Origin of the sequence: Micromonospora sp. NPDC051300 (assembly GCF_044455315.1) — a bacterium.
Classification (GTDB): Bacteria; Actinomycetota; Actinomycetes; order Mycobacteriales; family Micromonosporaceae; genus Micromonospora; species Micromonospora robiginosa.
Genome location: NZ_JBITEP010000035.1, coordinates 16,440 through 40,519, shown reverse-complemented (window position 1 = coordinate 40,519; position 24,080 = coordinate 16,440). Strand labels below are relative to the sequence as shown.

Below are 24,080 nucleotides of genomic sequence, written 5' to 3'. Positions count from 1 at the left end.
TCACCACAGGCTCGTCCCCACCGCGCGCCGCGAGATCGCGTTGGCCGACAGCACGAGTGTCAGCCCGATCACGGCCTCGAACAGGCCGATCGCGGCGGCGTAGCTGAGGTTCCCGGAGACGATGCCCACCCGGAAGAGGTAGGTCGAGATCACGTCCGCGGTGGGATAGGTGAGGGGGTTGTAGAGCAGCAGGATCTTCTCGAAGCCGACCGCCATGAACGTGCCGATGTTGAGGATCAGCAGCGTCATCATGGTCGGCCGGATCCCGGGCAGCGTGACGTGCCAGGTCTGCCGCCACCGGCTCGCGCCGTCGATGCGGGCCGCCTCGTAGAGGTCGCCGTCGACGGTGGTGAGCGCGGCGAGGTAGAGGATGGTGCCCCAGCCGACGGTCTGCCAGACCTCGGACGAGACGTAGATGGTCCGGAACCAGCCGGCCTGTTGCAGGAACGGGACCGGCTCGGCGCCGACGGCGCGCAGGAACTGGTTGACCGTGCCGTCCACGGACAGCAACTGCATGACCATGGCGGCCACGATCACGATGGACAGGAAGTGCGGCAGGTAGGACACCGACTGGACGAACCGCTTGACGGAACGGCTGCGTACCTCGTTGAGCAGCAACGCGAGCACGATCGGCAGCGGGAAGCAGAACAGCAGCGTGAGCGCGCCGAGCACGAGCGTGTTGGTGAACACGCTCCAGAACGTGGGGTCGGTGAGGAACAACCGGAAGTATCGGAGCCCGGTCCAGTACTCGCCGAAGAGGCTGCCGCCGGGCTGGAAGCGCCGGAACGCGATCACGTTGCCGAGCATCGGCAGGTAGCGGAACGTCAGGAAGAACAGCAGGGGCAGGACGGCGAGCGAGTAGAGCTGCCAGTCCCGGCGCAGGGCCCGCCGCCACGGCGGCCGGCCGGTTACGGTCACCACGCGCACCCTCCTGTCCGGAGCGTGCGACCGAAAACTTCCGGTAATGCCCCGTAAGCTTTTCGGAATTTATGGGTATCGTTCTCTTCGTGTCAAGGGAATCGACCGACCTCACTGTCGAACGGCTCCGTCGATACGCGCCGAGCGTCATCGAACCCGCCGACTTCGACAGGTTCTGGCGCGCCACCCGCACCGCCGCCACGCGCGACCCGGTCCTGGTCGACGTCCGGTTGGAGCCCACCGACCTGCGACTTGTCGACGTGTGGGACGTGACGTTCGCCGGCTTCGACGGTGAGCCGGTCCGGGCCTGGTACACCCGCCCCGCCGGCGTGTCCACGCCGCTGCCGGCGGTGGTGGAATACCCCGGCTACGGCCGCGGCCGGGGCCTGCCGGGCGAGCGGCTGACCTGGCCGGTGGCCGGCTACGCCCACCTGCTGGTGGACAACCGGGGCCAGGGCGGGCTGCACGGCCGCGGCGACACCCCCGACCCGCACGACGCGCCCGGCGGACCCGGCCCCGCCACCCGCGGCATCCTCGCCCCGGACACCTACCACTACCGCCGCCTGATCACCGACGCGGTCCGCGCCGTCGACGCGGCCCGCGCGCTGCCCGGCGTGGACCCGACAGGCGTCGCCGCGGTGGGCAACAGCCAGGGCGGCGGGCTCGCGCTCGCGGTGGCCGGCCTCGTCGACGACCTCGCCGCGCTGCTGGTCACCGCGCCGTTCCTGTGCGACGTGCAGCGGGGCATCGAACTCACCGAGGCGTCCCCGTACGGCGAGATCGCCCGCTACCTGGCGGTGCACCGCGAGGCCGAGGAAGCGGTCCGGCACACCCTGTCGTACGTCGACGGGGTCACCTTCGCCCGTCGGGCCACCGCGCCCGCGCACTTCGGGCTCGGCCTGCGGGACGAGGTCTGCCCGCCGAGCACCGGCTTCGCCGCCTACAACCAGTACGGCGCCGCCACCGGCGACGGGTCGACCGCGCCGGCACGGGAGATGCACACCTACCCGTTCAACGGGCACGAGGGCGGCGAGGCCGTGCACGTACGGCGGCAACTGCGCTGGCTCGCCGCGGTGCTCCCGTCCACCGCCGCATCACGCGACGGGAGCGGGCTGCGGGGACGGCCGGCCCGTCGGTAGGGTCGTCCGCGTGGATCTGGCCGACACCGCCGCCCGGCTCGGGGTGCCCGTCGACGAGGTCGAGCGCGTGCACCGGCTCGCCGGCGACCGGCCGTCGGCGCCGCTGCCCGATCTCGCCGACGCGCCCGCGATCCTCGGCCGGCTCGCCGTCCCCCCGGACGACGCCGCCGAGATCCTGGCCGGCTGGCCCGTGCCCGACTCCCCGCTGTGGACCCCGGAGCTGCGCTGGCTGCTCGACCGCTCCGTCGCGCTGGTCCGCGCCGACCTCGGCGGGCACGACTGGCTGCCACCCGGGCCGGCGCTGCCGCGCGAGCGCGGCCCCGCCTGGCGACACCTCTACGGCTACGCCTACCTCGCCCTGGTCGACGTGGTGCGGGCATACCACCGCGACCACGGCATCGACGACGAGGTGTCCTGGACGACCCTCGCCGACCTGGGCCGCAACCTCGCGGTCGACAGGCGGATGCGCGGCGAGGGCTGGCCGGTCATGCAGAGCTGGCTGACGCTGCACGCGCGCGGCGGCGTCTACGAGCTGGGCCGCCTGCAGCACCAGCGCGGCGAGACCATCGGCCTGCACGTCCCCGAGTCCGGGCCGCTGACCCCGGAGGCGGTCGACGCCTCGCTCGACGCGGCCCGCAAGTTCTTCCCGCGCCACTTCCCCGACGAGCCCCACACCGAGTTCTCCTGCGGCTCCTGGCTGCTCGACCCGCAACTGCGCGACCACCTCCCCGAGGACGCCAACATCGTCCGGTTCCAGCGCCGCTTCACGCTGGAGCCCTACCAGGAGCCGGAGGGGATCGACGCCGACGTCGAGGTGCGCCGGTTCGTGTTCCGGGACCTCAGCACGCCGCTGGAGCGGCTGCCCCGGCGCACCGCGCTCCAGCGCGCCGTCGTCGACCACCTCGCGGCCGGCCGGCACTGGCAGTGGCGCGTCGGCCGCTTCCCGATCTAGCCGGTCCACCTGTCGGGGCGACCCGACGGGCGTCTACGCCTTCGGCAGCGACGACGGCAGGTCGGCCAGCCAGCGGTCCAACTCCGCCGGGGTGCCGAACAGCAGCACCGGCGGCCCGGTCGGGTCGGCCCGCCAGGCGCGCATCCGCCCCCGGGCCCGGCCGAACGCGCCGGCGTGCCAGACGAGGATCGAGTCGCGGGAGAGCACGCTGCGCAGCGACTCCCGGTTGCCGTTGCAGATCTCCTCCCCGCTGGCCAGCCGCCCGGCGGTACGTCGCAGCAGCCGCCGGAAGGAGAGCCCGCGCGGATAGTCGAGGCCGACGACCAGGTCGGCGCGGGCCAGCACCACGTCCCGCCAGCCGTGGTAGGCCCCGTCCAGGATCCACCGGTCCCGCCGGCAGATCGCCTCGATCCGGCTGCGCTGCTCGGCCACCGGCACCTCCACCCAGCCCGGCAGCCACAGCAGGTCGTCGACCGGGAACCACGGCAGCCCGAGCCGGTCGGCCAGCTTCGCGGCCAGCGTCGACTTGCCGGCGCCGTACACCCCGTAGACGAGGATGCGGGCCGGTGCGGTCATCAGCTCCGGGCCTTGCCGCGGGTGCTCCGCCGGCGGGCCTCGTCGTCACCGCCGGCCAGCCGGGTGAAGGTGAGCATGTTCGCCAGCGCGACCCCGACCACCGCGAAGCCGACCTGGAGCCCGAGCACGATCCAGTCCCACCGCAGCACCCACAGCCGCACCGGCGCGTCGTCGGCGATGCCGACCCAACGGGCGACCACGGTGCCGAGCACCGCCGCGCCGACGCCGATGAGGAACGTCGCGAAGACGCCGATCCGCTGCCGGCCGGGCAACACCAGCCGGCCGAGCAGACCGATGAGGGCGCCGATGAGCACCGCGCCCAGATAACCACTCACGAGCATTTGTCGTCACTCCCTCCCCGGGTGCCGGCAATCATGCCCACCGCGCGCACCTTCGGAAACACCGACCGTCGGAGCGTTCCGGCCGTCGGGCGCGAGCGGGTCGACCCGCCGGGGTCGGCCGGCGCTAGGATCACGGCCACCCCGCCGACGATCCCACCCCGCCGGAGCCCCGCTGTCCGCGCAGTCGACCACCCGCCCCGCCCGGCACGTCCGCCGGGCGCTGGCCGTCGTGTTCCTGCTGGTCGTGGCCGGGATACCGGCCGGCTCGTCGCCGGCCGGCGGCACCGGGCCGGGCACGCTGCGGGTGCTCCAGATGAACCTCTGCAACAGCGGGCGGGCCGGCTGCTGGACCGGCCGCGCGGTGCCGCGGGCCGCCGGGGTGATCGCCGCCGAGGTGCCCGACGTGGTCACGCTCAACGAGGTCTGCCGCGACGACGTGGACACCCTGCGACGCGCGCTCGCCGCCGTCCACCCGGGCAGCCGGATCGACGCCGCGTTCCAGGCCGCCGGCGACCGCCCCAGCGGCGCCGCGACCCGGTGCGTCAACGGCCAGCCGTACGGGATCGGGCTGCTGGCCCGTCTCGACGCTGGCGGCGACCGGCCCGAGGTGCACCGGGGCACCTATCCGGCGCAGGACCTCGCGGACCCCGAGGAGCGGGTCTGGCTCTGCCTGCACGCCGTCGCCGTGCTGCACGCCTGCACCACCCACCTGGCGAACACCGACGGCGCCGTCGCGCTGGCCCAGTGCGGGCAGTTGGTGGGCGCGGTGGTGCCGGCCGTCCGGCGCGCCGCAGGGTACGCGCCGACCGTGCTCGGCGGCGACCTCAACCTGCGGGCCGGCGGCGTGCCCGACGTGCGCTCGTGCGTGCCGCCGGACTACCGGCGGATCGACGACGGCGCGCGGCAACAGATCATCGCGACGAGCGACGTCACGATCTGCTGCCGGCGCGCGCTGGACATGGCCGGCTCGACCGACCACCCCGCGCTGCTGGCCACCCTGACGGTCGGCGGCGGCGCGCCGGCCGGCGGCTCGACGACCGCCCGCTGAGCGCGCCCTACGGCAGGCGGGCCACAAGCGTGGCCGGCGCCACCGCGCGGTACGCGTCCTGGAGGACCTCGGCCAGCTCGGCGTCGTCGATCCCGGTGTCGAGGCGGACGCCGACCCAGCCGCGACCCCCGACGTAGGGCGGGCGGAAGTAGGTGCGCGGGTCCGCCGCGACCAGCTCGGCGGCCGTGCCGGTCGGCGCGGCGCACCACAGGTGCGGGAACTCGTCCTGGTGGTGGCCGTCGGGCCAGATGGTGGCGAACGACTTCTTCCCCCGCACGAACCAGGTCGGTGTGCCGTGGCTGAGCCGCTCGCTGACCTCGGGCAGCGCCAGGCAGGCCCGCCGGATGCTCTCCACCATGTCGGACATCGATCCACCGTACGACAACCGACGGTGGGTCGATGGCACGCGCGTCCTACCCTGCGGGTCGGAATCTCTGGAGGTGCGCATGCCGCGACCGAGGCGGGCCGTGCCGCTGCTGACCCTGGCGGCGGTCCTGACCGTGGTCCGCACGCTGCTGACCGAGGAGAGCCGACCCGATCCGCGCGCGTTCCGGCGCTACGAGCCGCCGGGGGAGCTGAGCCGCGCCGAACGCGACTACCTGGACTGGGCGCAGGGTCACATCGCCTGGGTCGTGCGCACGGCTCGGGTCCGGGCGATCCGGCATCGGTGCCTGGCGTTCACGTCCGGGCTGTCGGCGCTCGCGGTCCCGTTGGCGCTCGCGGTCGCGGCACCGGCCTGGGTGCCGGCGGTGCTGGGGTTCGTGGCCGCCGCCGGGCAGCTCGGGCAGCAGCTCCTGCGGGACTGGGAGCAGTCGCTGCTCGGGCACCAGGAGGCGGTCCGGCTGCAGAAGGCGCTGCGCGTGTTCCACAGCGAGTCGGACGGGCCGCTTCCCGCCGCCGAGCTGACCCGCCGGTTCCGCGCCTTCCGCGACGCGTTCGAGGCGACCAAGGAGGAGTACGGCGGCCAGCTCCTCGCCGTCCGGGGCAAGGAGCCACCGCCGGTGACCGCCACGCCGTGAGCCCGTGGACACATCGGTCGCGGTGAGTCTATGGTCGCCGCACGCCGACGCGCCACGAGGAGCGGCCCATGGGTGACTCCATCTCCCTCGACGACCTGCTCGGCGCGCGGGTGCGGCGCGACCCGTACCCGTTCTACGCCCGGCTGCACGCGATGGGGGAGGCGGTCGCGCTGCGGCCGGCCGAGCCGCACGCCCTGGTCGTGCACGGCTGGGCGGCGGTCAACCAGGTGCTGCGCGACCCGGTCTTCCGGGTGCTCGGCGCCGACCACCTCGACCGGGCCGGGGTGCGCTGGCGCGCGCACCCGGCGATCCGGATCCTCCAGACGTCCATGCTCAACGCCGCGCCCGGCGACCACCAGCGGATCCGCCGGCTGTTCAGCCAGGCGTTGACCCCGCACCGGGTCACCGCGCTGGAACCGGCGATCGTGCGGATCGCCGACGGCCTGCTGGACCGGCTCGCCGCGGTGGGCGCGGGCGGTCGCCCGGTCGAGTTCATGGCGGCGTTCGCGCTCACCCTGCCCAGCGACGTCGTCGGCGAGCTGCTGGGCGTGCCGGAGCGGGACCGGCACTGGTTCCCGGCCCGCGTCCGCGCGTTCGACGCGGTGCTGGAGATCGGCCGCCGCTCGATGCGGGAGGTGCGGGCCGCGAACGAGGCGGCGACGGAGCTGACCGCGTACTTCACCGGGTTGCTGGCCGAGCGCCGGGCGCGCCCGCGCGCGGACCTGGTGTCGGCGTTGGCCCGGATCCGGGACCGCGACCCCGACCAGCTCTCCGCCGACGAGCTGCTGGCCAACCTGATCATCATGTACAACGCCGGGTTCCGGACCACCGCGAACCTGCTCGGCAACGGTCTGGTCCTGCTCCTGGCCCGCCCCGACGCGCTGGCCGCGCTGCGCGCCGACCCGTCGCTCGCCGCGTCCTACGTCGAGGAGATCCTCCGGTACGAGCCGCCCGTGCACTTCGCGGTCCGCTACGCCGCCGAGGACACCGAGGTCGCCGGCCTGCCGGTGCCGGCGGGCCGCTCGGTGGTGGTGCTGACCGGCGCCGCCAACCGGGATCCGCGCCGCTTTCCCGACCCGGACGTCTTCGATCCGTCCCGGGTGGACAACCGGCACCTGGCGTTCAGCGCCGGGCCGCACCACTGCTTCGGGGCGGCGCTGGCCCGCGCGGAGGGCCGACTGGTCCTGCCCCGCGTGCTGGAGCGCTTCCCGGCGCTGGCGCTCGCCGCCGAGCCCGGCGAGCGACGCGCGCTCATGCTGCGCGGCTACGACCACCTGGCGGTCCGGCTGACCGCCCCGCACCGGCCGATCGGCGCCTTGCCAAACCATGCCGATTGAGTAAGGTCGATGTCACGCTGGGGAAAGGACCCGACCGGCCATGACCGATGAGATCCGCGCGTTCCTTCTCGCCGCCCTGACCGAGATGAAGTACGACGTCGAGGACGTCGACGACGACACCGTCTTCGGCCCGGCCGGACTCGACGTGGACTCCCTCGGCCTGGCCGAGCTGGCGGTCCGGGTGGAGGACCGGTTCGGGGTGGCGTTCGACGACGACGAGGCGGAGATGCTCGCCATGATGACCCTCGACGAGTTCTCCCACACGGTGGCGCAACGCATCCAACCGGCGTCCGCGCGCTGACCGGCGCGCCGGCCGTGCGGGAGCGCGTGACGGTCACCGGCATCGGGCTGGTCGGCCCCGTCGGCGCGACCGCCGCCGAGGTGTTCGACGCGGTGTGCGACGGCCGCTCCGGGCTGTCCCGGCCACCGCCCGGGCACCCGGTCGACGGCGTGGTCGACGTCGCGGCGTTCGCCCCGGCGATCGACCCGGCCACCGTGCTGCCGGGCCCGGAGTCGCGCGTGGTGGACCGCTCGATCGTGATGGCGCTGCGCGCCGCCGCGGACGCGCTGGCCGACGCCGGCCTGCGGATCGGCCAGGACGTCGACCCCTACCGGGTGGCCGTCGTCGTCTCCGGCGTCGGCGGCCTGTCCACCCTGGCCGACCAGGTCCTGCAACGCGCCCGGCGGGGCCGGTTCGGGGTCAGCCCGTACATGCTGCCCGGCACGCTGCCGAACATGGGCGCGGCGCGCATCGCCATCACCCACGGCATCCGCGGCTACACCTCGTCGATCGGCACGGCGTGCGCGGCCGGCGCCCAGTCGGTCGGTGAGGGGCTGCGCATCCTGCGCGCCGGCGAGGCCGACGTCGTGGTCGCCGGCTGCGCCGAGGCGCCGCTGTTCCCGGCGTTCGTCGACGCGTTCGGCAACGCGCGGGCGCTGGCCCGCAACTGGGCCGACCCGACCGCCGCGAGCCGGCCGTTCGACCGTCGCCGCAACGGACTCGTGCTCGGCGAGGGCGCCGGCGTCCTGGTGCTGGAACGCGCCGCGCACGCCGCCGCGCGCGGCGTCCGCCGGCACGCCGACGTGCTCGGCTGGGGCGCGACGAACGACGCGTACCATCCGACCACGCCGCGCCCGGACGGCGCCGGCGCGGCCCACTGCATGCGGATGGCGGTCCGCGACGCCGGCCTGGGGCTCGACGACATCGGCTACGTCAACGCGCACGGCACCAGCACCCGGGCCGGCGACGCGGCCGAGCTGGCCGCGCTGCACGACGTCTTCGGCGCGCACCCGCCGCCGCTCAGCTCGACCAAGGGCGTCACCGGCCACATGCTCGGCGTCTCCGGCGTGATCGAGGCGGCCATCGGCGTCGAGGCGCTGCGGCGCGGCCTGCTGCCGCCCACCCACAACCTCGACGACCCGGACCCGGGCGGCGACGTCGACCACATCCGCAAACAGGCCCGCGCGGTGGCGGTGGACGCGGTGCTGTCCAACTCGTTCGGCTTCGGCGGCCACAATGTGAGCCTCGTGCTGGGGCACCCGGCGTCGGTCGGCTGACCCCGCCCGGCTCAGCGCACCGTGACGACCGTCGCGGTGTCGTGCGCCGCGACCGTGACGGCGAAGTGCGGGTCCAGCATGTCGACCAGGTAGTCCAGGTCCGCGACGAGCGGCACCGGCAGCAACGTCCGCTGGTCGAGGTCGGTGCGGCTGGCGACCAGCTCGATCCGGTCGGCCTTGAGCAGCCCCCGGGTCAGGAACGCCGGCAGGTCGTCGGGGAGCAGGCACCGCCACAGGTCGACGTTGACGATCAGGTCCAGCGCGCCGGTGCGGAACTGCTGCAGGACGGTGCCGAGCAGGTGCGAGTTCGTCTCGCCGGGCGGGGCCGCGTGGTCGAAGGTGTGCGAGCCGGCGCCCAGCTCCAGCGCGGACACCCCGTTGCCGACGACCAGGGCCCGGCTGGTGGCCAGCTCGGCGCGCAGCGCCGCGGGCAGCGCGGCCGGCCGACCCAGCCCGCCCCGCCGGTACGCGTCGATCGCGTCGCCGTAGAGCCGGATGCGGCCCAGGTGCCGGCCGAACGTGTTTATCGCGTACAGCACCTCGACGTCGTAGCGCAGGTGCTTGCGCAGCAGGTATTTCATGTTGTCCATCGACGCCAGGCCGTTGGTGGTCCGGCGGAAGTGCGGCAGGTGGTAGGAGAACGCGTCCACGTCCAGCCGGAACAGCTCGGGCGGCGCGCCGTGCAGGTGGAAGACCCGGTAGAAGAAGTCCAGATCCTCGAAGCCCCACTTGACCATGGCCTCGTCGAAGCCGCCGACCCGCCGGAACGACTCGTGGTCGACCGAGGCGTTGTGGGTCAACCCGAGGACCCAGGGCGCGCGCGGGAAGTCCCGCATCCGCTGCGGGAGGGCGGTGTCCTCCAGGCGCGGGTCGCCGCGCTCGGCGTCGAGCATCGCCGGATCGATCGGCTCGCCGCGGCGCAGCGCGTCCGCGCCGGCCCAGTCCAGGTCGTAGCGCTGCCCGAGCAGCACCCCGGGCCGCCCGCCGCGCCCGGCGTGGAAGTCGCGGTGCCGCTCCAGCAGCCGGGGATGCGCCACCGTGTCGGCGTCCAGGAACATCAGCGTTTCCGCGCGGGCCCGGGCCGCCGCCGCGTTGCGGTTGGCGCTGCGCCCGCGGTTGCGCTCGCTGCGGACGCAGGTGACGGCCAGTCGGTCGGCGTACCTCTGCGCGACCGGGGCCAGCGAGACCGCCGAGCCGTCGTCGCCGACGATCACCTCGAAGTCGTCAGGCGGCAGGGTCTGGCGGGTGAGCGAGTGCAACGTCGCGTCGAGCGCCGCGCCGTTCTCGTGCGCCGGCACCACCACGCTCAGGCCCGGCCGGCCCTGAGTCGGCATGGTCAGCGCGGGGTGGAGTTGGCGACGATGTGGTCCGCCAGGTCGCCGAGGGTGGTCATCCGGTCCTCGTCCAGATCCTCCACGTCGATCTGGATCTCCAGCTCGTCCTCCAGCTCCAGCAGCAGCTCCAGCGCGAGCGAGGAGCTGAGCCCCAGCTCGTCCATCAACTGGGTGCCTTCGGTGACCGGGGCGTCCGGCCGGAGCATCCGTTCCAGCAACGCGGTCAGGCTCTTGACGACCTCGTCGCGCCCAGGCTCCACCATGGACTCATCACAGCAAAGGACATCGGCGAGTGTCAACGGGTAGAACGCGACCGCGTACGGGGCGTCACCGGCGCGGGCCACCGCCACCCGGTAACCGGCGGGCGTCGGCACGTCGACGAGGCGGATCCGGCCGGGCGGCTCGACACACTCCACGACGTCACCCGCGTGCACCGGCACGGCCAGGTTGGGCCAGAGCCGGCCCCCGGCGCACTTGACCGCCGCCTCCTTGCGGACCCAGAGCCGGGTGCACCGCTCCGCCCGCTGTGCGGCGTCGGCCCCACCGGCGACGTGCCGCGCCTCCCGCGGATGGAAGAAGCGCTCCGCCAGGGACACCGGGTCGCGCCCCGGCGGGAGGTGCTGGACGTCCACCCCGACCGGGCGGCCCGCGCCGAGCGCCACCGCGACGAGATCGCCGGAGTAGGACAGGCTGGTGTGCAGCCCGGCGTGCGCTCCGGTCAGCGCCGGCCTGCCGTAGCGGCCCGGGCGCCAGACGAGGGCCCGCGGCGGCACGCCCGCCGCCCGGCCGGCGAGGACGCGCAGCGCGCCGTGCGCGACAGTGAACCGGTCCCGCAGCGTTGCGCTGCGGAGCGCCCCGGCGCGGGCGCGTTCGCTCGCGTCGAGCACCGCGTGGCAGCGGGCCAGCTCCGCCGGGGAGACCCCGGCCGACACCACCCAGACCCGCACGGTGTCCCGCATGCACGGCAGCCTAACGGCCCCGGAAGGACGTTGACACACGCCGATGCGCATTGCTCTGATAGGCCGGTGTTGGCGCAGACGGCCCAGGTGCGGGTCCCCGTTCCGTTCGCCGGGCCGGGCGCCGGCACCGCGCCCCTGACCTGGGGGCAGAAGGCGATCCTGCGGGACATGCGGGAGACCGGCTGGACGCACAACGTCAGCGGCGCGCACCCGATGCCGGCCGGCGTCACCGTCGAGCAGGTGGCCGCGGAACTGGCCGACCTGATGGGCCGGCACCCGGCCCTGCGGATGCGCCTCGGGCACGACGAGCGGGGCGAACCGTGCCAGGTCGTCGCGGCCACCGGCGAGACGGCCCTCGACGTGGTCGACGTCCCCGACGACGCCGACCCGGCCGACGTGGCGGCGTTCGCCTACCAGCTCGGCCACGCCCGCCTGCTGGCCCCCTACGACCTCCACCGGGACTGGTCGGTGCGGATGGCGGTGGTCCGGCACCGGGGCGCGCTGGTGCACCGGGTGCTGACGTTCGACCACCTCGTGGTGGACGGCACCGCCACGTCGCTGGTCCTGGCCGACCTCGGGCTTGCCACGCCGGCGCTCCGCCCGACCCGGGACCCGCGCACCGTGCAACTCCTCGACCTCGGTCGGCGGGAGGCGACGCCGCCGCTGCGCGCGGTGAGCGACCGAGCCGTCCGCCACTGGGCGTCGCACCTGCGGGCCGTCCCGCCGCTGACGTTCGGCGAACCCACCCCCGGTGGCGGCCGGCGGGGCCACCGCTACTGGCACGGCCGGTTCGGTTCGCCGGCGGCGTACCTGGCGGTGCGGGCCATCGCCCGGCGGACCCGCACCGACACCTCGCGCGTGCTGCTCGCGGTCATCGCCGTCGCGATCGGCCGGGCCACCGGCGTCACCCCGCTCACCGCGAAGCTCATCGTGGGCAACCGGTTCCGGCCCGGCTTCGCCGAGGCGATCGCCCCGCTCAGCCAGAACGGCGTGCTGACCGTGGACACCGCCGACACCACGGTGGACGAGGTGGTCGCCCGCGCCCGCCGGGCCTCGATGACGGCCGGCATGTACGCCTACTACGACCCGGCGCAGCTTCAGGAATGCGAGGCGCGGTGGGACGCCGAACGCGGGTATCCGGCCCGGGTGAGCTGCCGGATCAACGACCGGCGGGTGACCACCCGGACGGCGGCGGCGGACGGCGTCCGGGACGAGGAGGTGACCCCGGAGGCGATCCGGCGGCGGGCGGCCGAGACGTTCCTGGTCTGGGACGGCCCCCTGGACCACCTGCCCGAGCAGGCGTTCATCACCGTCGAGGACCATCCGGACACGGTGCTGCTCCAGGTCATCTTCGACTTCGCGAGCTTCACCGAGGCGCAGGCCGAGGGGGTGCTGCGCGGCGTCGAGGAGGTGGCCGTGGAGGCGGCCTTCGACGCCGCCGCGCCGACCCGGGTCACGCCCGGGTCGGTCGGCTGACCGGCGCCCCGCCGCTCACCTGTCGTCCCAGGTCACCGGCAACGACTCCAGGCTGCGGACCACCAGGCCCGGGCGGAACCGCAGCGCCGACTCGTCGACCGCGAGCCGCAGGCCGGGCAGACGGCGCAGCAGGGCGCCCAGCGCCTCCTGCAACTCCATCCGCGCCAGCGCCGCGCCGAGGCAGTGGTGCGGGCCCGCGCCGAACGCCAGGTGCGGGTTGTGCGTACGGTCCAGGTCGAGCGAGTCGGCGTCGGGGAACACCGTCGCGTCCCGGTTGGCCGAGGCGATCGCCGGCATCACCGCCGAACCGGCCGGCAGGCGTACGCCGCCCAGCTCCACCTCCTCGGTGGTGACCCGGGGCAGCAGCACCCCGTTGTCGCCGAGCTGGATGAAGCGGGACAGCTCCTCGACCGCACGGGCGACCGCGACCGGGTCGTCGCCGCGCAGCCCGGCCAGTTGCTCCGGGTGCCGGGCCAGCACGAGCAGGAACAGGTTGAGCTGGTTGGTGGTGGTCTCGTGACCGCCCACGAAGATGCCGGCGGTGACCGAGACCAGCTCCCGCTCGGTCAGGTCGTCGTGCTCGTCCCAGGCGGCGATGAGCGCGCTCATCAGGTCGTCACCGGGGTGCCGGCGGCGCTCGTCGATCATCTCCCGGAACGCGTCGAGCGCGGCCAGCGGGGCCGCCGGGTCGGCGTCCCAGTCGCCGACAAGCGCGTCGGACCACTGCCGGACCCGCTCCCGGTCCTGGTCGGGGATGCCGAACAGCCTGCTGATCACGACGAGCGGCAGCGGCGCGGACAGATGGGTGATCAGGTCGGCCGGGCGGCCGGCCGCCTCCATCCGGTCGATCATCGCGGCCACCAGCGCCGCCACCGTGGGCCGCAGTTCCTCCACCCGCCGCACGGTGAACGCGTGCGACACCGCGCGGCGCATCAGGGTGTGCCGGGGCGGGTCCATGCCGATCAGCGAGTCCTCGGCGAGCGACCCCAGCTCGCGGGTCGGCCGGTCGGGACCGGCCGCCGCCGCCCGGCTGAACCGGTGGTCGGTGAAGACCCGGCGGACGTCGGCGTGCCGGGTGGCGAGGTAGGCCGAGCCCCCGTCGGGCAGCTCGACCCGGGCCACCGGGCAGGTCTCGCGCAGCCGCGTGTAGTCCGGCGACGGGTGGTAGATCGTGGGAGCCGGCGCGAGCGGGTACGGGACGGGTGGCTGCTGCGTCATCTGCGACTCCTTCGCGGACGGTCAGGTCGGGATGCGTGCGGCGAGCGCGGCCAGCGCCGGCACCACCTCGGCGGGGCTGGGCAGCGCGTGGATCCGGTCGCGCATCAGCGCCGCGGCGGCCCGGGCCGGTCCGTCGCCGACGAGGTCGCCTACCGCGTCGCGCAGCGTCGGCCCGTCCGCCCGCTCGGGCGCCAGCCAGGTGCCGGCGCCGGTGGCCGCCAGCCGTTCGGCGTTGAAGTGCTGGTCGCTCACCTGCGGCAGGACCAGTTGCGGCACGCCGTGGACGAGCGCGGTCATGGTGGTGCCGGCGCCGCCCTGCTGCACGATCGCGGCGCACGTCGGTAGCACCAGGCGCAGCGCCAGCGGCGCGTCGGCCAGCCGGACGTTGGCCGGCAACGCGTCCAGCCCTCGCCGCTGGCGGGGCTCGACCACCACGACGACCTCCACGTCCAGCTCGGCGACCGACCGGACGACCCGGGACAGGTCGAGGCGATCGTCCAGCCCGACGCCGGCCATCATGGTGCCGGCCGTGACGCAGACCCGGGGCCGCGCCGCCGGGCCGCGCAGCCAGGCCGGCAGCACGGCCGCGCCGTTGTACGGCACGAAGCGCACCGGCCGGGCGGGGCCGGCCAGCGGCACCTGCATCGGTGGCGGCGCCGGGTCGAGCGTCAGGTCGCCGTGCAACGCCACGTCGGTGGCGGCGAGCCCGAACCGGGCGGCGAGCGGCCCGATCACCGACTCCGGGTCCAGGCGCAGCGTCACCGAGGAGTCCGGCCCCCAGAGGTTGAGCACCCCGGGCACGCCCAGCGCGGCGGCGGCCACCGGCGCGGCCAGGTTGAACGGCTCCCAGACCAGCAGGTCCGGCCGCCACTGCCGGCCGTAGGCGACAAGCTCGTCGAGGAGGGCGTCGGCGAAGCGGACCACGCCGCCGTCGGCGGTGATCGCCGGTTCGAGCGCGCCCGCCGCCGTGGCGTCCGGCCGGTCCAGGTCGCCCACCGCGCCGATCCGGCCGGAGAACGCCTCGGCGAAGTCGACGTCCGCGCCGAGCGGCACGGCGGCGAGCCCGGCGGTGCTGATCGGCGCGACCATCGACGGGTGGCTGGCCACCCGCACCTCGTGCCCGGCGGCCTGCAACGCCCAGCCCAGCGGAACCAGGCCGTAGAAATGCGACCGCCAACCCCAGGTGGACATCAGAATGCGTAAGGCCGCCGTCAAATCCCACCAATCCGCGCACGAAAGGGCAGTCCCGGAACACAGATGTTAGGCGACGGACGTCGGTGCGCGGAAGGTCGCCGACACCGTCAATAGATATTGACGACCGGCAAACCGTGGTGGAGTCTTGACCGGTGCCGGCCAATACCGGGCTGCGACCCTATCCGTTCGAACCGTTCACCGGCGACCTGCCACCCGAGCTGCTCGACATGGTCGTCACCGAGCCGATCAGCAAGGTGCGGCTGCCCGACGGGCGGGCGGCCTGGCTCGTGCTCAGCTACGAGCACTGCTGCACCGTCCTGGCCGACCCCCGGTTCTCCCGGCTCCCGCTCGGCGGGACCACCACGCCCGGCGCCGGCGGCCCCCGCGAGTTGAACATGGACGGTCCGGCGCACGCGGCGGTCCGCCGGGTGGCCGGCCGCGCGTTCACCGCCCGCCGCATCGACACGTTCCGCCCCCGGGTACGCCGGCTGGTGGACGAGCTGGTCGACGAGATGCTCGCCGGTCCCCGCCCGGCCGACGTGGTGGCCGGGCTGGTGGCGCCGCTGCCGGTGTTCGTGGTCTGCGACGTGCTCGGCGTCCCGGCCGGCGACCGCCCCCGCTTCTACGACTGGATCGCCGGCCTCAACTCGGTCACCGCGTACGGCTCGGCCGGCGCCGCCGACGCGCAGGCGCAACTGCGTGCCTACCTGGCCGGGCAACTGGCGCGCAAGCGGGCCGAACCCGGCGACGACCTGCTCTCCGCGTGGGTTCGCGGCCAGGACGCGCACGAGCTCGTCGACGCCGAGCTGGTCGAGCTGGCCATGGGCGTGCTGCTCGGTGGGCTGGAGATCAACGCGACGAGCGCCGGCCTGCGCGCCCTGTTCCAGCACCCGGAGCAGTTGGCGAAGCTGCGCGCGGCCCCGGAGAAGCTCGCCGCGGCCACCGACGAGATCCTCCGCTACACGTCGGTGAGCAGCATGTTCCGCGTCCAGGTGGTGCGCGAGGACCTCACCCTCGGCGGCGTCGCGATGCGCGCCGGTGACTGCGTGATGGCGATCCCGTGGGCCGGCAACCGCGACCCCCGGCACTTCCCCGAGCCCAACACGTTCGACATCGACCGGACGCCGAGCGTGCCGCACCTGACCTTCGGCTTCGGGCCGCACTTCTGCCTCGGCACCGCGCTGGGCCGGATGCAGGTGGAGCTGTCCCTGGGCGCGCTGCTGGGCCGGATGCCGGGGCTGGCGCCGGCTGTGCCGCTCGAGGAGATCCCGTGGCGGCACGACCGGATGAACGGCGGGATCGCCTCGTTCCCGGTCACCTGGTGACCGCGGTCAGTAGCTCTCCACCGCGTTGACCCGGTCCGGCCAGTAGCGCTCGCCCGGCGCCGGCGCGTAGTGCGCCCACCGGGGCGGGTCGCCGGTCGGGTGGTCGCCGAGCACGGTGATGCGCTGCCCGCGCCGGACGCCGTCGTAGTCGTTGATCGCGTAGTGCTGGGTGACCCGGTTGTCCCACACCGCGACGTCGCCGACCCGCCAGCGGTAGCGGCAGGTGAACTGCGGGCTCTCGGAGAACCGGAACAGGTGCTCCAGCAACGCGTCGCTCTCGGTGCGGGTCAGCTGGGGGATGTGCGAGGTGAAGAGCCGGTTGACGTACAGCGAGCGGCGTCCGGTCTCCGGGTGCACGCGCACCACCGGATGCTCGGCGCGGCTGGTGAACTCGGTGCCGATCCGGATGACGTGGATCGCGGTCAGCCCGTCGACCAGGTCGCGCAGCGGCGCGGAGAGCGCCTCGTAGACCCGGCACTGGTTGGTCCACATGGTGTCGCCGCCGACCTCGGGCAACTCGGTCAGGTGCAGGATGGACGCGATAGGCGGGCTCTGGTGGAACGTCATGTCGGTGTGCCAGACGTCCACCTTCCCGCCGTCGGTCGAGTCGATGACGACGATCTCCGGATGCCCGTCCAGCCGGGGCAGGTAGGGGTGCAGCTCGACCTCGCCGAAGCGGCGGCCGAACGCCACGTGCGCCTCGGGCGTCAGCCCCGCCTGACCGGCGACGAACACCACCTGGCGCTTCAGCAGCAGGTCGTGGATGAGCGCGAAACCGTCGTCGGTCAACGTGTTGAGGTCGATGCCGTGGACCTCGGCACCCAGGGCGCCCGCGACGAGCCGGACGTCTGCGGCGGTGGAAGTGGTCATCGATGGTCCTCCCGGTCTGCACGCGGCGCCCCGTCCGCGCATTCTTCCACGTTCGTGAATGTCCTCACCAGCGTTGTCGTTGACGCGCCCACCGGCGGCTTGGGATCATTCGCTGCGCCGGCGGGCGGTCGCCTCCCGGCCGGCGCGCGGGGGAGGACGCTGGTGGCGATCGACGGGGACGACGCGGGCGCGCGCCTGGACCGGCTCACCGACCTGGCGACCCCGTTCGCGGTGCGCACCGCGGTGACGTTGCGGGTGCCGGACCGGATCGCGGCCGGCGTCACCGGCCTCGCCGAGCTGGCCGAGGCGTGCGACGTCGATCCGGCCGCGCTGGGTCGCCTGCTGCGCCACCTGACCCACCGGGACGTCTTCGTCGAGCCGTCGCCGGACGTGTTCGCGCTGACCGACGTCGGCGAACTGCTCTGCGACCGCGACGGCGGCGGGCGCGGCGCCGACCTGGACCTCGGTGGTCTCGGCGCGCGGATGGACCTGGCCTGGGCCGGGCTGCCGCACGCGATCCGCACCGGCGACCCCGGCTACGGCGCGGTGCACGGGCGCGACTTCTGGGCCGACCTGGACGCCCACCCGGAGCGCCGCGCCTACTTCGACGCGTTGATGCTCAGCCAGCAGCGGTTCACCGCGCCGCAGGTGACCGCGCTCTACCCCTGGGCCGAGGTGGCGCACGTCGTCGACGTCGGCGGCGGCGCCGGCGGGCTGCTGCGGGAGGTGCTGGGCGCGCACCCGCACCTGCGCGGCACGCTCGTCGACCGCGCCGAGCCGGTGGCGACCGCCGCCCGGACGTTCGCCGCGCACGGTCTCACCGATCGGGCCGAGACCGTGGTCGGCGACTTCTTCGCCCCGCTGCCGGCCGGCGGCGACGTCTACGTCGTGTCGCGCGCGCTGACCGACTGGAGCGACACGCACGCGACGGCGATCCTGCGGCGCTGCGCCGAGGCGGCCGGCGACGCCGGGCGGGTGCTGGTCGTCGAGGTGCTGCCGACCGTGCCGCACGTGCCGCACCTGTCCGCGTACGACCTGCGGATGCTGGTGCTGGTCGGTGGCCGGGAACGGAGTGTGGCCGAGCACGCCGCGCTGGCCGCCGCCGCCGGCCTGGCGCCCCGGCGCACCTTCACCGGCACGGACGGGCTCACCCTGATGGAGTTCGCGGCCGCGCGCTGATCCCGCCGGGCCCCTGTGCCCGGTCGGCGCCCCGGCGCTCCCGGACGGACGCGTCGACAAGCTCCCGCAGGACGCTCTCGTCGACCGCGTCGAGCCGGGTCAGGTAGAGGCACGCCTTCGCCGTCCGGTGCGGGCCGAGCCGGGCGAGCGTCGCGGCGTGTCGGTCGGCGTAGTCACCCGCCAGGTAGAGCACGAGATGCTGCTTGCGCGGCGAGAAGCCGACCAGGAAGAAGTCGCCGGTCGGGCCGCGATGGCTGCCGAAGCCCACGATGCTCGCGCCCCACAGGACCGGCGCCTCGCCGGAGACCTCCTGGAGGACGACCCGGAGTCGCCGCGCGTCGGCCCGCCGTCGGTCGTCGGGGACCGTCGCCAGGAAGTCGTCGACACTCGTGTCGACCGGCACGGTCACCGGCTGCTTCGCTCGCGTCATGCGGTCATGGTGCCAGCCGGGTCCGACAACCGGCGGGGGCCGACCTGCGGCGGAAAGGCTCATTTGACTGAGCATCGGCCAATTTGCCGAAGAATATCGTCATCGCATTGGTCAGCACCCATGAATTGGTGCATTTATCAATGGTTGTTCGCGGGAGTTCCGGCCGGTAACGTCTCGCGTGGCGACTAGCCGATCCCTGGCGAAAGGGTCGACGCGTCATGACGGTTGCTGGCTTCACGCGATATCCGCACTTCATCGACGACCTCGCCCGAAGCGAATCGGGACGGCTGCTGCACGCCGAACTCGGCCGCCGCTGGCCGGAGACGACCGACCCGCTCGACGCGATCGCCCGGTACGCGCTGATGCCACCCGGCAAGCTGCTCCGGCCGATGATGACGCTGCACGCGGCGGAGGCGGTCGGCGGCTCACCCCGAGACGTGCTCGCCGCCGCGCTCGGCACGGAATACCTGCACGTCGCGACGCTCGTGCACGACGACATCATCGACGCCGACACGCTGCGCCGCGGCCGCCCCGCCGTCCCGGTGGCGTTCGGCATACCGGGCGCCATCGTCGGCGGAGACCACCTCATCTTCACCGCGTTCCGGGCCATCGCCGACGCCGGCGCCGGCGTGCCGCCCGGCCACGTGGTCGCCGCGCTCGGCGCGCTGGCCGAGGCGGGGCAGGACCTGTGCCGGGGCCAGTCGATCGAGGCGGGACTCGTCGGCGACCTGGACGCCGGCGCCCGGTGGTACCCGGAGATGATCCGCCTCAAGACCGGGTCGCTGTTCCGCGCGGTCTGCCAGATCGGCGCGCTGCTCGGCGGCGCCGAACCGGCAGTGGCGTCCGCGCTCGCCCGCTACGGCGAACACCTCGGCGTCGCGTTCCAGATCCGCGACGACCTGCTCTCCTACGTCGCCACGCCGGAACAGACCGGGAAACCGGCGACGAGCGACCTCCACAACGGCCGGCCGACGCTGCCGCTGCTGCTGGCGTACGACGCGGCCACCGACACCGACCGGGTCGAGCTGATGGCCGTGCTGCACCGGCGTGGCGCCGGGCCCGGCGACGTCGAGTGGGTGGGCGCGCTGCTCCACGAGGTCGACGCGGTCGCGGCGGCCCACCGGCGGATGGTGGCGCACGCCGAGCGCGCCCGGTCCGAACTGGCCGTGCTCACCCCCTCGCCGAGCGCGGACGTGCTGGCCGGCATCGCGGGCTGGATGACGAGCGAGACGGCGTGAGTGCCGCCCGGGCACTGCGGGCGCACCTGGAGACCTGGCGGCCCTACACCCTCTGGTACGTGGGCCTGGTCGGCCTGGGCGGCGCGGCGGTGGCCGCCGGCCCCCACCATCCGTGGCGGCTCCTGGCGGCCTGGGCCGCGCCCACCGTCGGCTGGCTCGGCGGCCACTACCTCGGTGACTGGTTCGACCGGGAGCTGGACGCCGGCAGCAAACCGCACCGGCCGATCCCGTCCGACCGGCTGCGCGCGCGGACGGCGGTGGCCTGCGGCTGCGCCTGCTTCGGCGTGCTCGCCGTGCTGGCGGTGGCGGGCGGCTGGGGCACCACGGCGGCGGCGCTGCTGGCCGGCGTCGGCATCGTCGCCTACAGCCGCTGGCTCAAGGCGCGCGGGATCGCCGGGAACCTCGTCCGGGGCGCGCTCGGCGCGGTCGCGCTGCTCTATGGCGCGCTCGCCGTGGGGGTCCCGTCGTCGGCGTGGCCGGTCCTGCTGGCGCTGACCGTCGCGTTCTGGGCGCACGACGCGATGTCCAACCTGGTCGGGGCGCTGCGCGACATCGACGGCGACCGCGCGGGCGGATACGCGACGCTGCCGGTCCGCCGGGGCGTACCGTTCGCGCTCCGGACCGTCGTGACGCTGCACGCCGTCACGATCGGCGCCGCGCTCACCGCCGGCCTGCTGGCCGGACCCGAGACGCGCCCCGCCTACCTGGCGACGTTGCTGGTGGTCGCGGTCGCCGGCGTCGTCGCGCTCGCGCCGCTCGTCACCCGCCGCGCCGGGATGCCGGTCGTGGTGGCGCTGCGCGCCCACTCCGTCCTGGTCGTCGAGCGGGTGGTGCTGGCCTCGGCGGTGGTCGGACTCGGCCTCGGCGTCGTCGTGCAGCTCGCGCTCGCGCTGCCGATGGTCGCGCTGACATGGTGGGCGCAGCGCGGGATGCGGGACCGCCACGAACTCGGCCCGGCGGGCGCGGGCCTGGCCCTGGCCACCCACCGTCGAGTGCCCCTGGAGGACGCGCCATGACCGCTGTGACCGCCGAGGCCGTCGAGAAGGCGATCACCGCCGGCGCCGAGGCGCTGCTGCGCCGACGGCGTACCGACGGTGTCTTCGGCGACGACCCGCCGGCCTCGGTGCTCGGCACCGCGGGCGCGGTGGCCGCCCTGCACGCCGCCGACCCGGCCGGCAGCGCCGACCTGGTCGACGCCGGCGTCCGATGGCTGCTGGGCCAGCAGCACGACGACGGCGGCTGGGGTGGCGTGGTGGGCGCGGAGAGCGAGGTCGTACCCACCGCCGTCGCGGTCGCCGCGCTCGCGCTCGCCGCGCCCGACACCGGCGCCGACGCGATCGTCGCCGGCCGGGCGAAGCTGGCCGCCATGGGCGGCGTCGACACGGTCACCGACCGGGCCATCGCGCTGCTGTGCCGCCAACTCCTCACCATGGCCGGGCTGACCGCCGAGGCCGGCCCGCTGCGCCGGCTGCCCCTGGAGATCGTCCTGTTCGACCGGGTCCGCCGCCGTCGCCTGTCGTTCCGCACCACCCCGTTCGTCGGTCTCGCCCTGATGCAGGCCGATCTGCTGCCCGCCGGGCGGCTGCGCCGCGCCACGCTGCGCCGGGCCCGACCGGTGGCGGTACGGCTGCTGCGCTCCGTCTACGACCACGAGGAGCGCACCGGCGCGCTCAGCGAGGACCCGTGGCCCGCCGCGCTGGTGCTGCTCGGCCTGGCCCGCAGCGGGGAGGCCCCCGACATCGCCGCCGCCGTGGTCGGCTGGCTGCGCCGGGCGGTCCGACCCGACGGCGCGTGGGACGCCGTGACCAACCTGGACCTGACCCGGTCCGGCTACGCGGTGACCGGCCTGATCGCCGCCGGGTACGCCGCCGACCCGCGGCTGCGCGCCACCCGCGACTTCTTCCACGCCACCCAGAAACCTGCCGCGTTTGAGGTGCTGGACGTGCCGCCGGGCGGCTGGAGCTACTCCAACGTGGGCGGGTGGCCGGTGACGCTGGAGTCCGCCGAGATCCTGTCCGCGCTCGCCGGCTACCCGGACGCGGACGCCGACCCGGTCCTGCGTACCGGCCTGGACTGGCTGGTCGGCCGGCAGGACAGCCGCGGCTCGTGGAGCCTGTGGGTCCGCGACACCCAGCTCGCCAACGACGGCCCGTGCCCGGCCATCACCAGCCAGGCGATCCTCGCCCTGCACGACGCCGGCCGGCCCGACGACCACCCGGCGATCGCGCGGGCCGCGGCCTGGCTGCTCACCCGGGCCGCACCGGACGGCACGTTCGAGAACCTGTGGTACCGGGACCACACCTCCGGCACCGCGGTGGTGGTGGCGGCGCTGTCGCGGGTCGGGCACGCCCGGCACGACGTGGTCCGCCGGGCGGCCCGGTGGCTGCGCGACACCCAGCTACCCGACGGCTCGTGGGGGCCGGGCGAGGGCGCCGCCGGCTCGGTCGAGGAAACCGCCTGGGCCGTGCAGGGGCTGCTCGCCACCGGCGATCCGGAGTCCCGAGCGGCCACCGACCGGGGCGTCGCCTGGCTGGTGGCCGCCGCCGGACCGGACGGCGGGTGGCCGGCCGCCCGGGTGTGCAACTACATCCGCCACCACATGCGCTACCCCAACGCGGTGATCACCCAGGCGCTCGCGCTGCGGGCGCTCGGCGAGCACCGCCGCGCCGCCGCCGGCCGCCCCGACGTCGCCCCCGGGGCGGTGGCCCGGTGACCGCCGACGTGGTGGTGGTGGGCGCCGGCGCGGGTGGCCTGGCGAGCGCCCGCGCGCTCGGCGCGCTCGGGCTGCGCGTGCGCGTGCTCGACCGGCAACGCACGCCCGCCTCGATCGCCAAGGGTGAGATCCTGCAACCCGAGACGGTCCGCATCCTCGACGCCTGGGGCACGCTCGATGCGCTGCGGGCCACCGGCGCGCGCCCGGTCGGGCGGCTCGCCATCCGGGACCCGTCCGGCGAGCCGCTGCTCTGCCTGGACTACGCCGGCCTGCCCGGCGCGTACCGGGAGATCCTCTGCGCCGACTACGGCGACCTGCGCGCCGTGCTCGCCGACGGGCTGCCGGCCACGGTGGAGCTGAGCTGGGGCCGGCGGGTGACCGGCCTGCTGCGCGACGACGACGGGCGGGTCACCGGCGTCCGGGTCACCGGCGACGGTGGTGAGCAGGACGTGCCGGCGGCGCTGGTGGTGGCCGCCGACGGGATGTCCTCGCCGCTGCGCCGGGCGGCCGGTGTCGCGGTCGAGCGCCGCGAGTACCCGCACGGCCTGGTCGCGTTCGACGTGGCCGGCGCAGACGTCGCGGACGAGGTGACCGCCTACCGCACCGGGCGGGGCCTGTGCCTGGTCTACCCGCTGCCCGGCGGACGGTGCCGCCTCTACGTGCAGGTGACGCCGGACGAGTTCCGGGGCCGGGCCGACCTGGGCCCGTGGTGCGACCGGCTGCTCGCCGACGTGCCGGCGATCCGGCCGCTCGGGCCGGCCGTCCGGGCCAGCCTGCACCGCCGCCAACTCCTCGCGGTCTACCGGCTGCGTGCCGCCCGCCTGACCGTGCCCGGACTCGCCCTGGTCGGCGAGGCCGCCCACGCGGTGCACCCGATGGCGGCGCAGGGCGTCAACAGCTCCCTCGGCGACGCCGAGACGCTCGCGGCCACGCTGGCCGCCGAGGGCGGCGCGCCGGCACCCGACGCGGTGGACCGCGCGCTGCGGGCGTTCGAGGCCGCACGCCGGCCCCGCCTCGACCACGTCGCCACCGTCAGCCACAACGCCTCCCGCATGATCACCAGCGTCACCGGGCTGCCGAAGCTGCTCGGCGGGCGGATGATGCGCCGCACCGCCGCCAACCCCCGGCTGCTCGGCCTCACCGCCGGCAACCTCTCCGGCACCGACGTGCGACCGCTCTCGCTCGTCGACCGGCTGCACCAGCTCGGGCTGCTCACCGACCGGCACGCCCACACCGCCCTGTCAGGGAAGTGAGCCA

24 protein-coding genes are annotated in these 24,080 nt (G+C 74.9%); 14 read left to right on the top strand and 10 right to left on the bottom strand.

Annotated features, from left to right (window positions below; all coding sequences use genetic code 11):
- On the bottom strand, positions 1 to 921 hold the full coding sequence (locus ACIA5A_RS27360; RefSeq protein ID WP_396767305.1) for an ABC transporter permease: 921 nt from the start codon (positions 919 to 921) through the stop codon (positions 1 to 3).
- A 68-nt stretch (positions 922 to 989) separates the two neighbouring features.
- On the opposite strand from ACIA5A_RS27360, the gene ACIA5A_RS27355 reads away from it, so the two are divergent.
- A complete protein-coding gene (locus tag ACIA5A_RS27355; RefSeq protein WP_396767304.1) occupies positions 990 to 2,057 on the top strand; it encodes an acetylxylan esterase in 1,068 nt (355 codons plus the stop codon).
- Positions 2,058 to 2,067: 10 nt separating this feature from the next.
- Positions 2,068 to 3,009 carry an acyltransferase domain-containing protein gene (locus tag ACIA5A_RS27350; protein WP_396767303.1) on the top strand — a complete coding sequence of 314 codons (942 nt, stop codon included), beginning with the start codon at positions 2,068 to 2,070 and terminating at the stop codon, positions 3,007 to 3,009.
- 33 nt (positions 3,010 to 3,042) lie between these two features.
- Here ACIA5A_RS27350 and ACIA5A_RS27345 read toward each other — a convergent pair whose 3' ends face one another.
- Both ACIA5A_RS27345 and ACIA5A_RS27340 read right to left on the bottom strand, forming a co-directional pair.
- Positions 3,043 to 3,585, bottom strand: a complete 543-nt coding sequence (locus ACIA5A_RS27345) for an adenylate kinase (protein WP_396767302.1) — start codon at positions 3,583 to 3,585, stop codon at positions 3,043 to 3,045.
- The gene (locus ACIA5A_RS27340) at positions 3,585 to 3,926 is read right to left on the bottom strand and encodes a GlsB/YeaQ/YmgE family stress response membrane protein (protein WP_396767301.1); all 342 of its coding nucleotides are present in this window, start codon (positions 3,924 to 3,926) and stop codon (positions 3,585 to 3,587) included. Before ACIA5A_RS27340 ends, ACIA5A_RS27345 begins: the two co-directional genes overlap by 1 nt.
- 229 nt (positions 3,927 to 4,155) lie before the next feature.
- On the opposite strand from ACIA5A_RS27340, the gene ACIA5A_RS27335 reads away from it, so the two are divergent.
- The gene (locus tag ACIA5A_RS27335; protein ID WP_396767300.1) at positions 4,156 to 4,974 is read left to right on the top strand and encodes an endonuclease/exonuclease/phosphatase family protein; all 819 of its coding nucleotides are present in this window, start codon (positions 4,156 to 4,158) and stop codon (positions 4,972 to 4,974) included.
- Positions 4,975 to 4,981: 7 nt separating this feature from the next.
- On the opposite strand, the gene ACIA5A_RS27330 is transcribed toward ACIA5A_RS27335, so the two are convergent.
- Positions 4,982 to 5,341 carry an MmcQ/YjbR family DNA-binding protein gene (locus tag ACIA5A_RS27330; protein WP_396767299.1) on the bottom strand — a complete coding sequence of 120 codons (360 nt, stop codon included), beginning with the start codon at positions 5,339 to 5,341 and terminating at the stop codon, positions 4,982 to 4,984.
- Positions 5,342 to 5,420: 79 nt separating this feature from the next.
- Between ACIA5A_RS27330 and ACIA5A_RS27325 the strand changes: the two genes are divergently transcribed.
- The 4 genes from ACIA5A_RS27325 (at position 5,421) to ACIA5A_RS27310 (ending at position 8,887) form a co-directional block, all read left to right on the top strand.
- Positions 5,421 to 5,993 carry a hypothetical protein gene (locus ACIA5A_RS27325; RefSeq protein WP_396767298.1) on the top strand — a complete coding sequence of 191 codons (573 nt, stop codon included), beginning with the start codon at positions 5,421 to 5,423 and terminating at the stop codon, positions 5,991 to 5,993.
- 68 nt (positions 5,994 to 6,061) lie between these two features.
- On the top strand, positions 6,062 to 7,330 hold the full coding sequence (locus ACIA5A_RS27320; RefSeq protein ID WP_396767297.1) for a cytochrome P450: 1,269 nt from the start codon (positions 6,062 to 6,064) through the stop codon (positions 7,328 to 7,330).
- Positions 7,331 to 7,370: 40 nt separating this feature from the next.
- Positions 7,371 to 7,631, top strand: a complete 261-nt coding sequence (locus tag ACIA5A_RS27315) for a phosphopantetheine-binding protein (protein WP_396767296.1) — start codon at positions 7,371 to 7,373, stop codon at positions 7,629 to 7,631.
- 14 nt (positions 7,632 to 7,645) lie between these two features.
- Positions 7,646 to 8,887, top strand: a complete 1,242-nt coding sequence (locus ACIA5A_RS27310) for a beta-ketoacyl-[acyl-carrier-protein] synthase family protein (RefSeq protein ID WP_396767295.1) — start codon at positions 7,646 to 7,648, stop codon at positions 8,885 to 8,887.
- Between the two features lie 11 nt (positions 8,888 to 8,898).
- Here the strand turns inward: ACIA5A_RS27310 and ACIA5A_RS27305 are convergent, their stop codons facing one another.
- Together ACIA5A_RS27305 and ACIA5A_RS27300 are read right to left on the bottom strand one after the other, a co-directional pair.
- Positions 8,899 to 10,221, bottom strand: coding sequence for a glycosyltransferase family 2 protein (locus ACIA5A_RS27305; protein WP_396767294.1), 1,323 nt, complete (start codon positions 10,219 to 10,221; stop codon positions 8,899 to 8,901).
- Positions 10,222 to 10,223: 2 nt separating this feature from the next.
- Positions 10,224 to 11,180 (bottom strand): 4'-phosphopantetheinyl transferase family protein, encoded by a 957-nt coding sequence (locus tag ACIA5A_RS27300; protein ID WP_396767293.1) that lies wholly within the window; start codon positions 11,178 to 11,180, stop codon positions 10,224 to 10,226.
- Positions 11,181 to 11,246: 66 nt separating this feature from the next.
- Between ACIA5A_RS27300 and ACIA5A_RS27295 the strand changes: the two genes are divergently transcribed.
- Positions 11,247 to 12,656, top strand: a complete 1,410-nt coding sequence (locus ACIA5A_RS27295) for a condensation domain-containing protein (RefSeq protein ID WP_396767292.1) — start codon at positions 11,247 to 11,249, stop codon at positions 12,654 to 12,656.
- A gap of 15 nt (positions 12,657 to 12,671) precedes the next feature.
- On the opposite strand, the gene ACIA5A_RS27290 is transcribed toward ACIA5A_RS27295, so the two are convergent.
- Together ACIA5A_RS27290 and ACIA5A_RS27285 are read right to left on the bottom strand one after the other, a co-directional pair.
- Positions 12,672 to 13,874 (bottom strand): cytochrome P450, encoded by a 1,203-nt coding sequence (locus ACIA5A_RS27290; RefSeq protein ID WP_396767291.1) that lies wholly within the window; start codon positions 13,872 to 13,874, stop codon positions 12,672 to 12,674.
- 21 nt (positions 13,875 to 13,895) lie between these two features.
- Complete coding sequence (locus tag ACIA5A_RS27285) at positions 13,896 to 15,065, bottom strand: nucleotide disphospho-sugar-binding domain-containing protein (RefSeq protein ID WP_396767290.1); 1,170 nt, start codon at positions 15,063 to 15,065, stop codon at positions 13,896 to 13,898.
- Positions 15,066 to 15,220: 155 nt separating this feature from the next.
- Between ACIA5A_RS27285 and ACIA5A_RS27280 the strand changes: the two genes are divergently transcribed.
- Positions 15,221 to 16,393 (top strand): cytochrome P450, encoded by a 1,173-nt coding sequence (locus tag ACIA5A_RS27280; RefSeq protein ID WP_396767289.1) that lies wholly within the window; start codon positions 15,221 to 15,223, stop codon positions 16,391 to 16,393.
- 6 nt (positions 16,394 to 16,399) lie between these two features.
- Here ACIA5A_RS27280 and ACIA5A_RS27275 read toward each other — a convergent pair whose 3' ends face one another.
- Positions 16,400 to 17,263, bottom strand: coding sequence for a TauD/TfdA dioxygenase family protein (locus tag ACIA5A_RS27275; protein WP_396767288.1), 864 nt, complete (start codon positions 17,261 to 17,263; stop codon positions 16,400 to 16,402).
- A gap of 162 nt (positions 17,264 to 17,425) precedes the next feature.
- On the opposite strand from ACIA5A_RS27275, the gene ACIA5A_RS27270 reads away from it, so the two are divergent.
- Positions 17,426 to 18,442, top strand: coding sequence for a methyltransferase (locus ACIA5A_RS27270; RefSeq protein ID WP_396767287.1), 1,017 nt, complete (start codon positions 17,426 to 17,428; stop codon positions 18,440 to 18,442).
- Here the strand turns inward: ACIA5A_RS27270 and ACIA5A_RS27265 are convergent.
- Positions 18,411 to 18,872 (bottom strand): DUF1801 domain-containing protein, encoded by a 462-nt coding sequence (locus ACIA5A_RS27265; RefSeq protein WP_396767286.1) that lies wholly within the window; start codon positions 18,870 to 18,872, stop codon positions 18,411 to 18,413. The two genes, ACIA5A_RS27270 and ACIA5A_RS27265, sit on opposite strands and share 32 nt — an antisense overlap.
- A gap of 218 nt (positions 18,873 to 19,090) precedes the next feature.
- Here ACIA5A_RS27265 and ACIA5A_RS27260 point away from each other — a divergent pair, with 218 nt between their 5' ends.
- The 4 genes from ACIA5A_RS27260 to ACIA5A_RS27245 are packed head-to-tail and all read left to right on the top strand — an operon-like array spanning position 19,091 to position 24,076.
- Positions 19,091 to 20,110, top strand: a complete 1,020-nt coding sequence (locus ACIA5A_RS27260; protein ID WP_396767285.1) for a polyprenyl synthetase family protein — start codon at positions 19,091 to 19,093, stop codon at positions 20,108 to 20,110.
- Positions 20,107 to 21,126, top strand: coding sequence for a UbiA family prenyltransferase (locus ACIA5A_RS27255; protein WP_396767284.1), 1,020 nt, complete (start codon positions 20,107 to 20,109; stop codon positions 21,124 to 21,126). The genes ACIA5A_RS27260 and ACIA5A_RS27255 overlap by 4 nt, the downstream gene beginning before the upstream one ends.
- Complete coding sequence (locus ACIA5A_RS27250; RefSeq protein WP_396767283.1) at positions 21,123 to 22,823, top strand: prenyltransferase/squalene oxidase repeat-containing protein; 1,701 nt, start codon at positions 21,123 to 21,125, stop codon at positions 22,821 to 22,823. The genes ACIA5A_RS27255 and ACIA5A_RS27250 overlap by 4 nt, the downstream gene beginning before the upstream one ends.
- Positions 22,820 to 24,076, top strand: a complete 1,257-nt coding sequence (locus tag ACIA5A_RS27245) for an FAD-dependent oxidoreductase (protein ID WP_396767282.1) — start codon at positions 22,820 to 22,822, stop codon at positions 24,074 to 24,076. The genes ACIA5A_RS27250 and ACIA5A_RS27245 overlap by 4 nt, the downstream gene beginning before the upstream one ends.
- Positions 24,077 to 24,080: the final 4 nt, after the last annotated feature.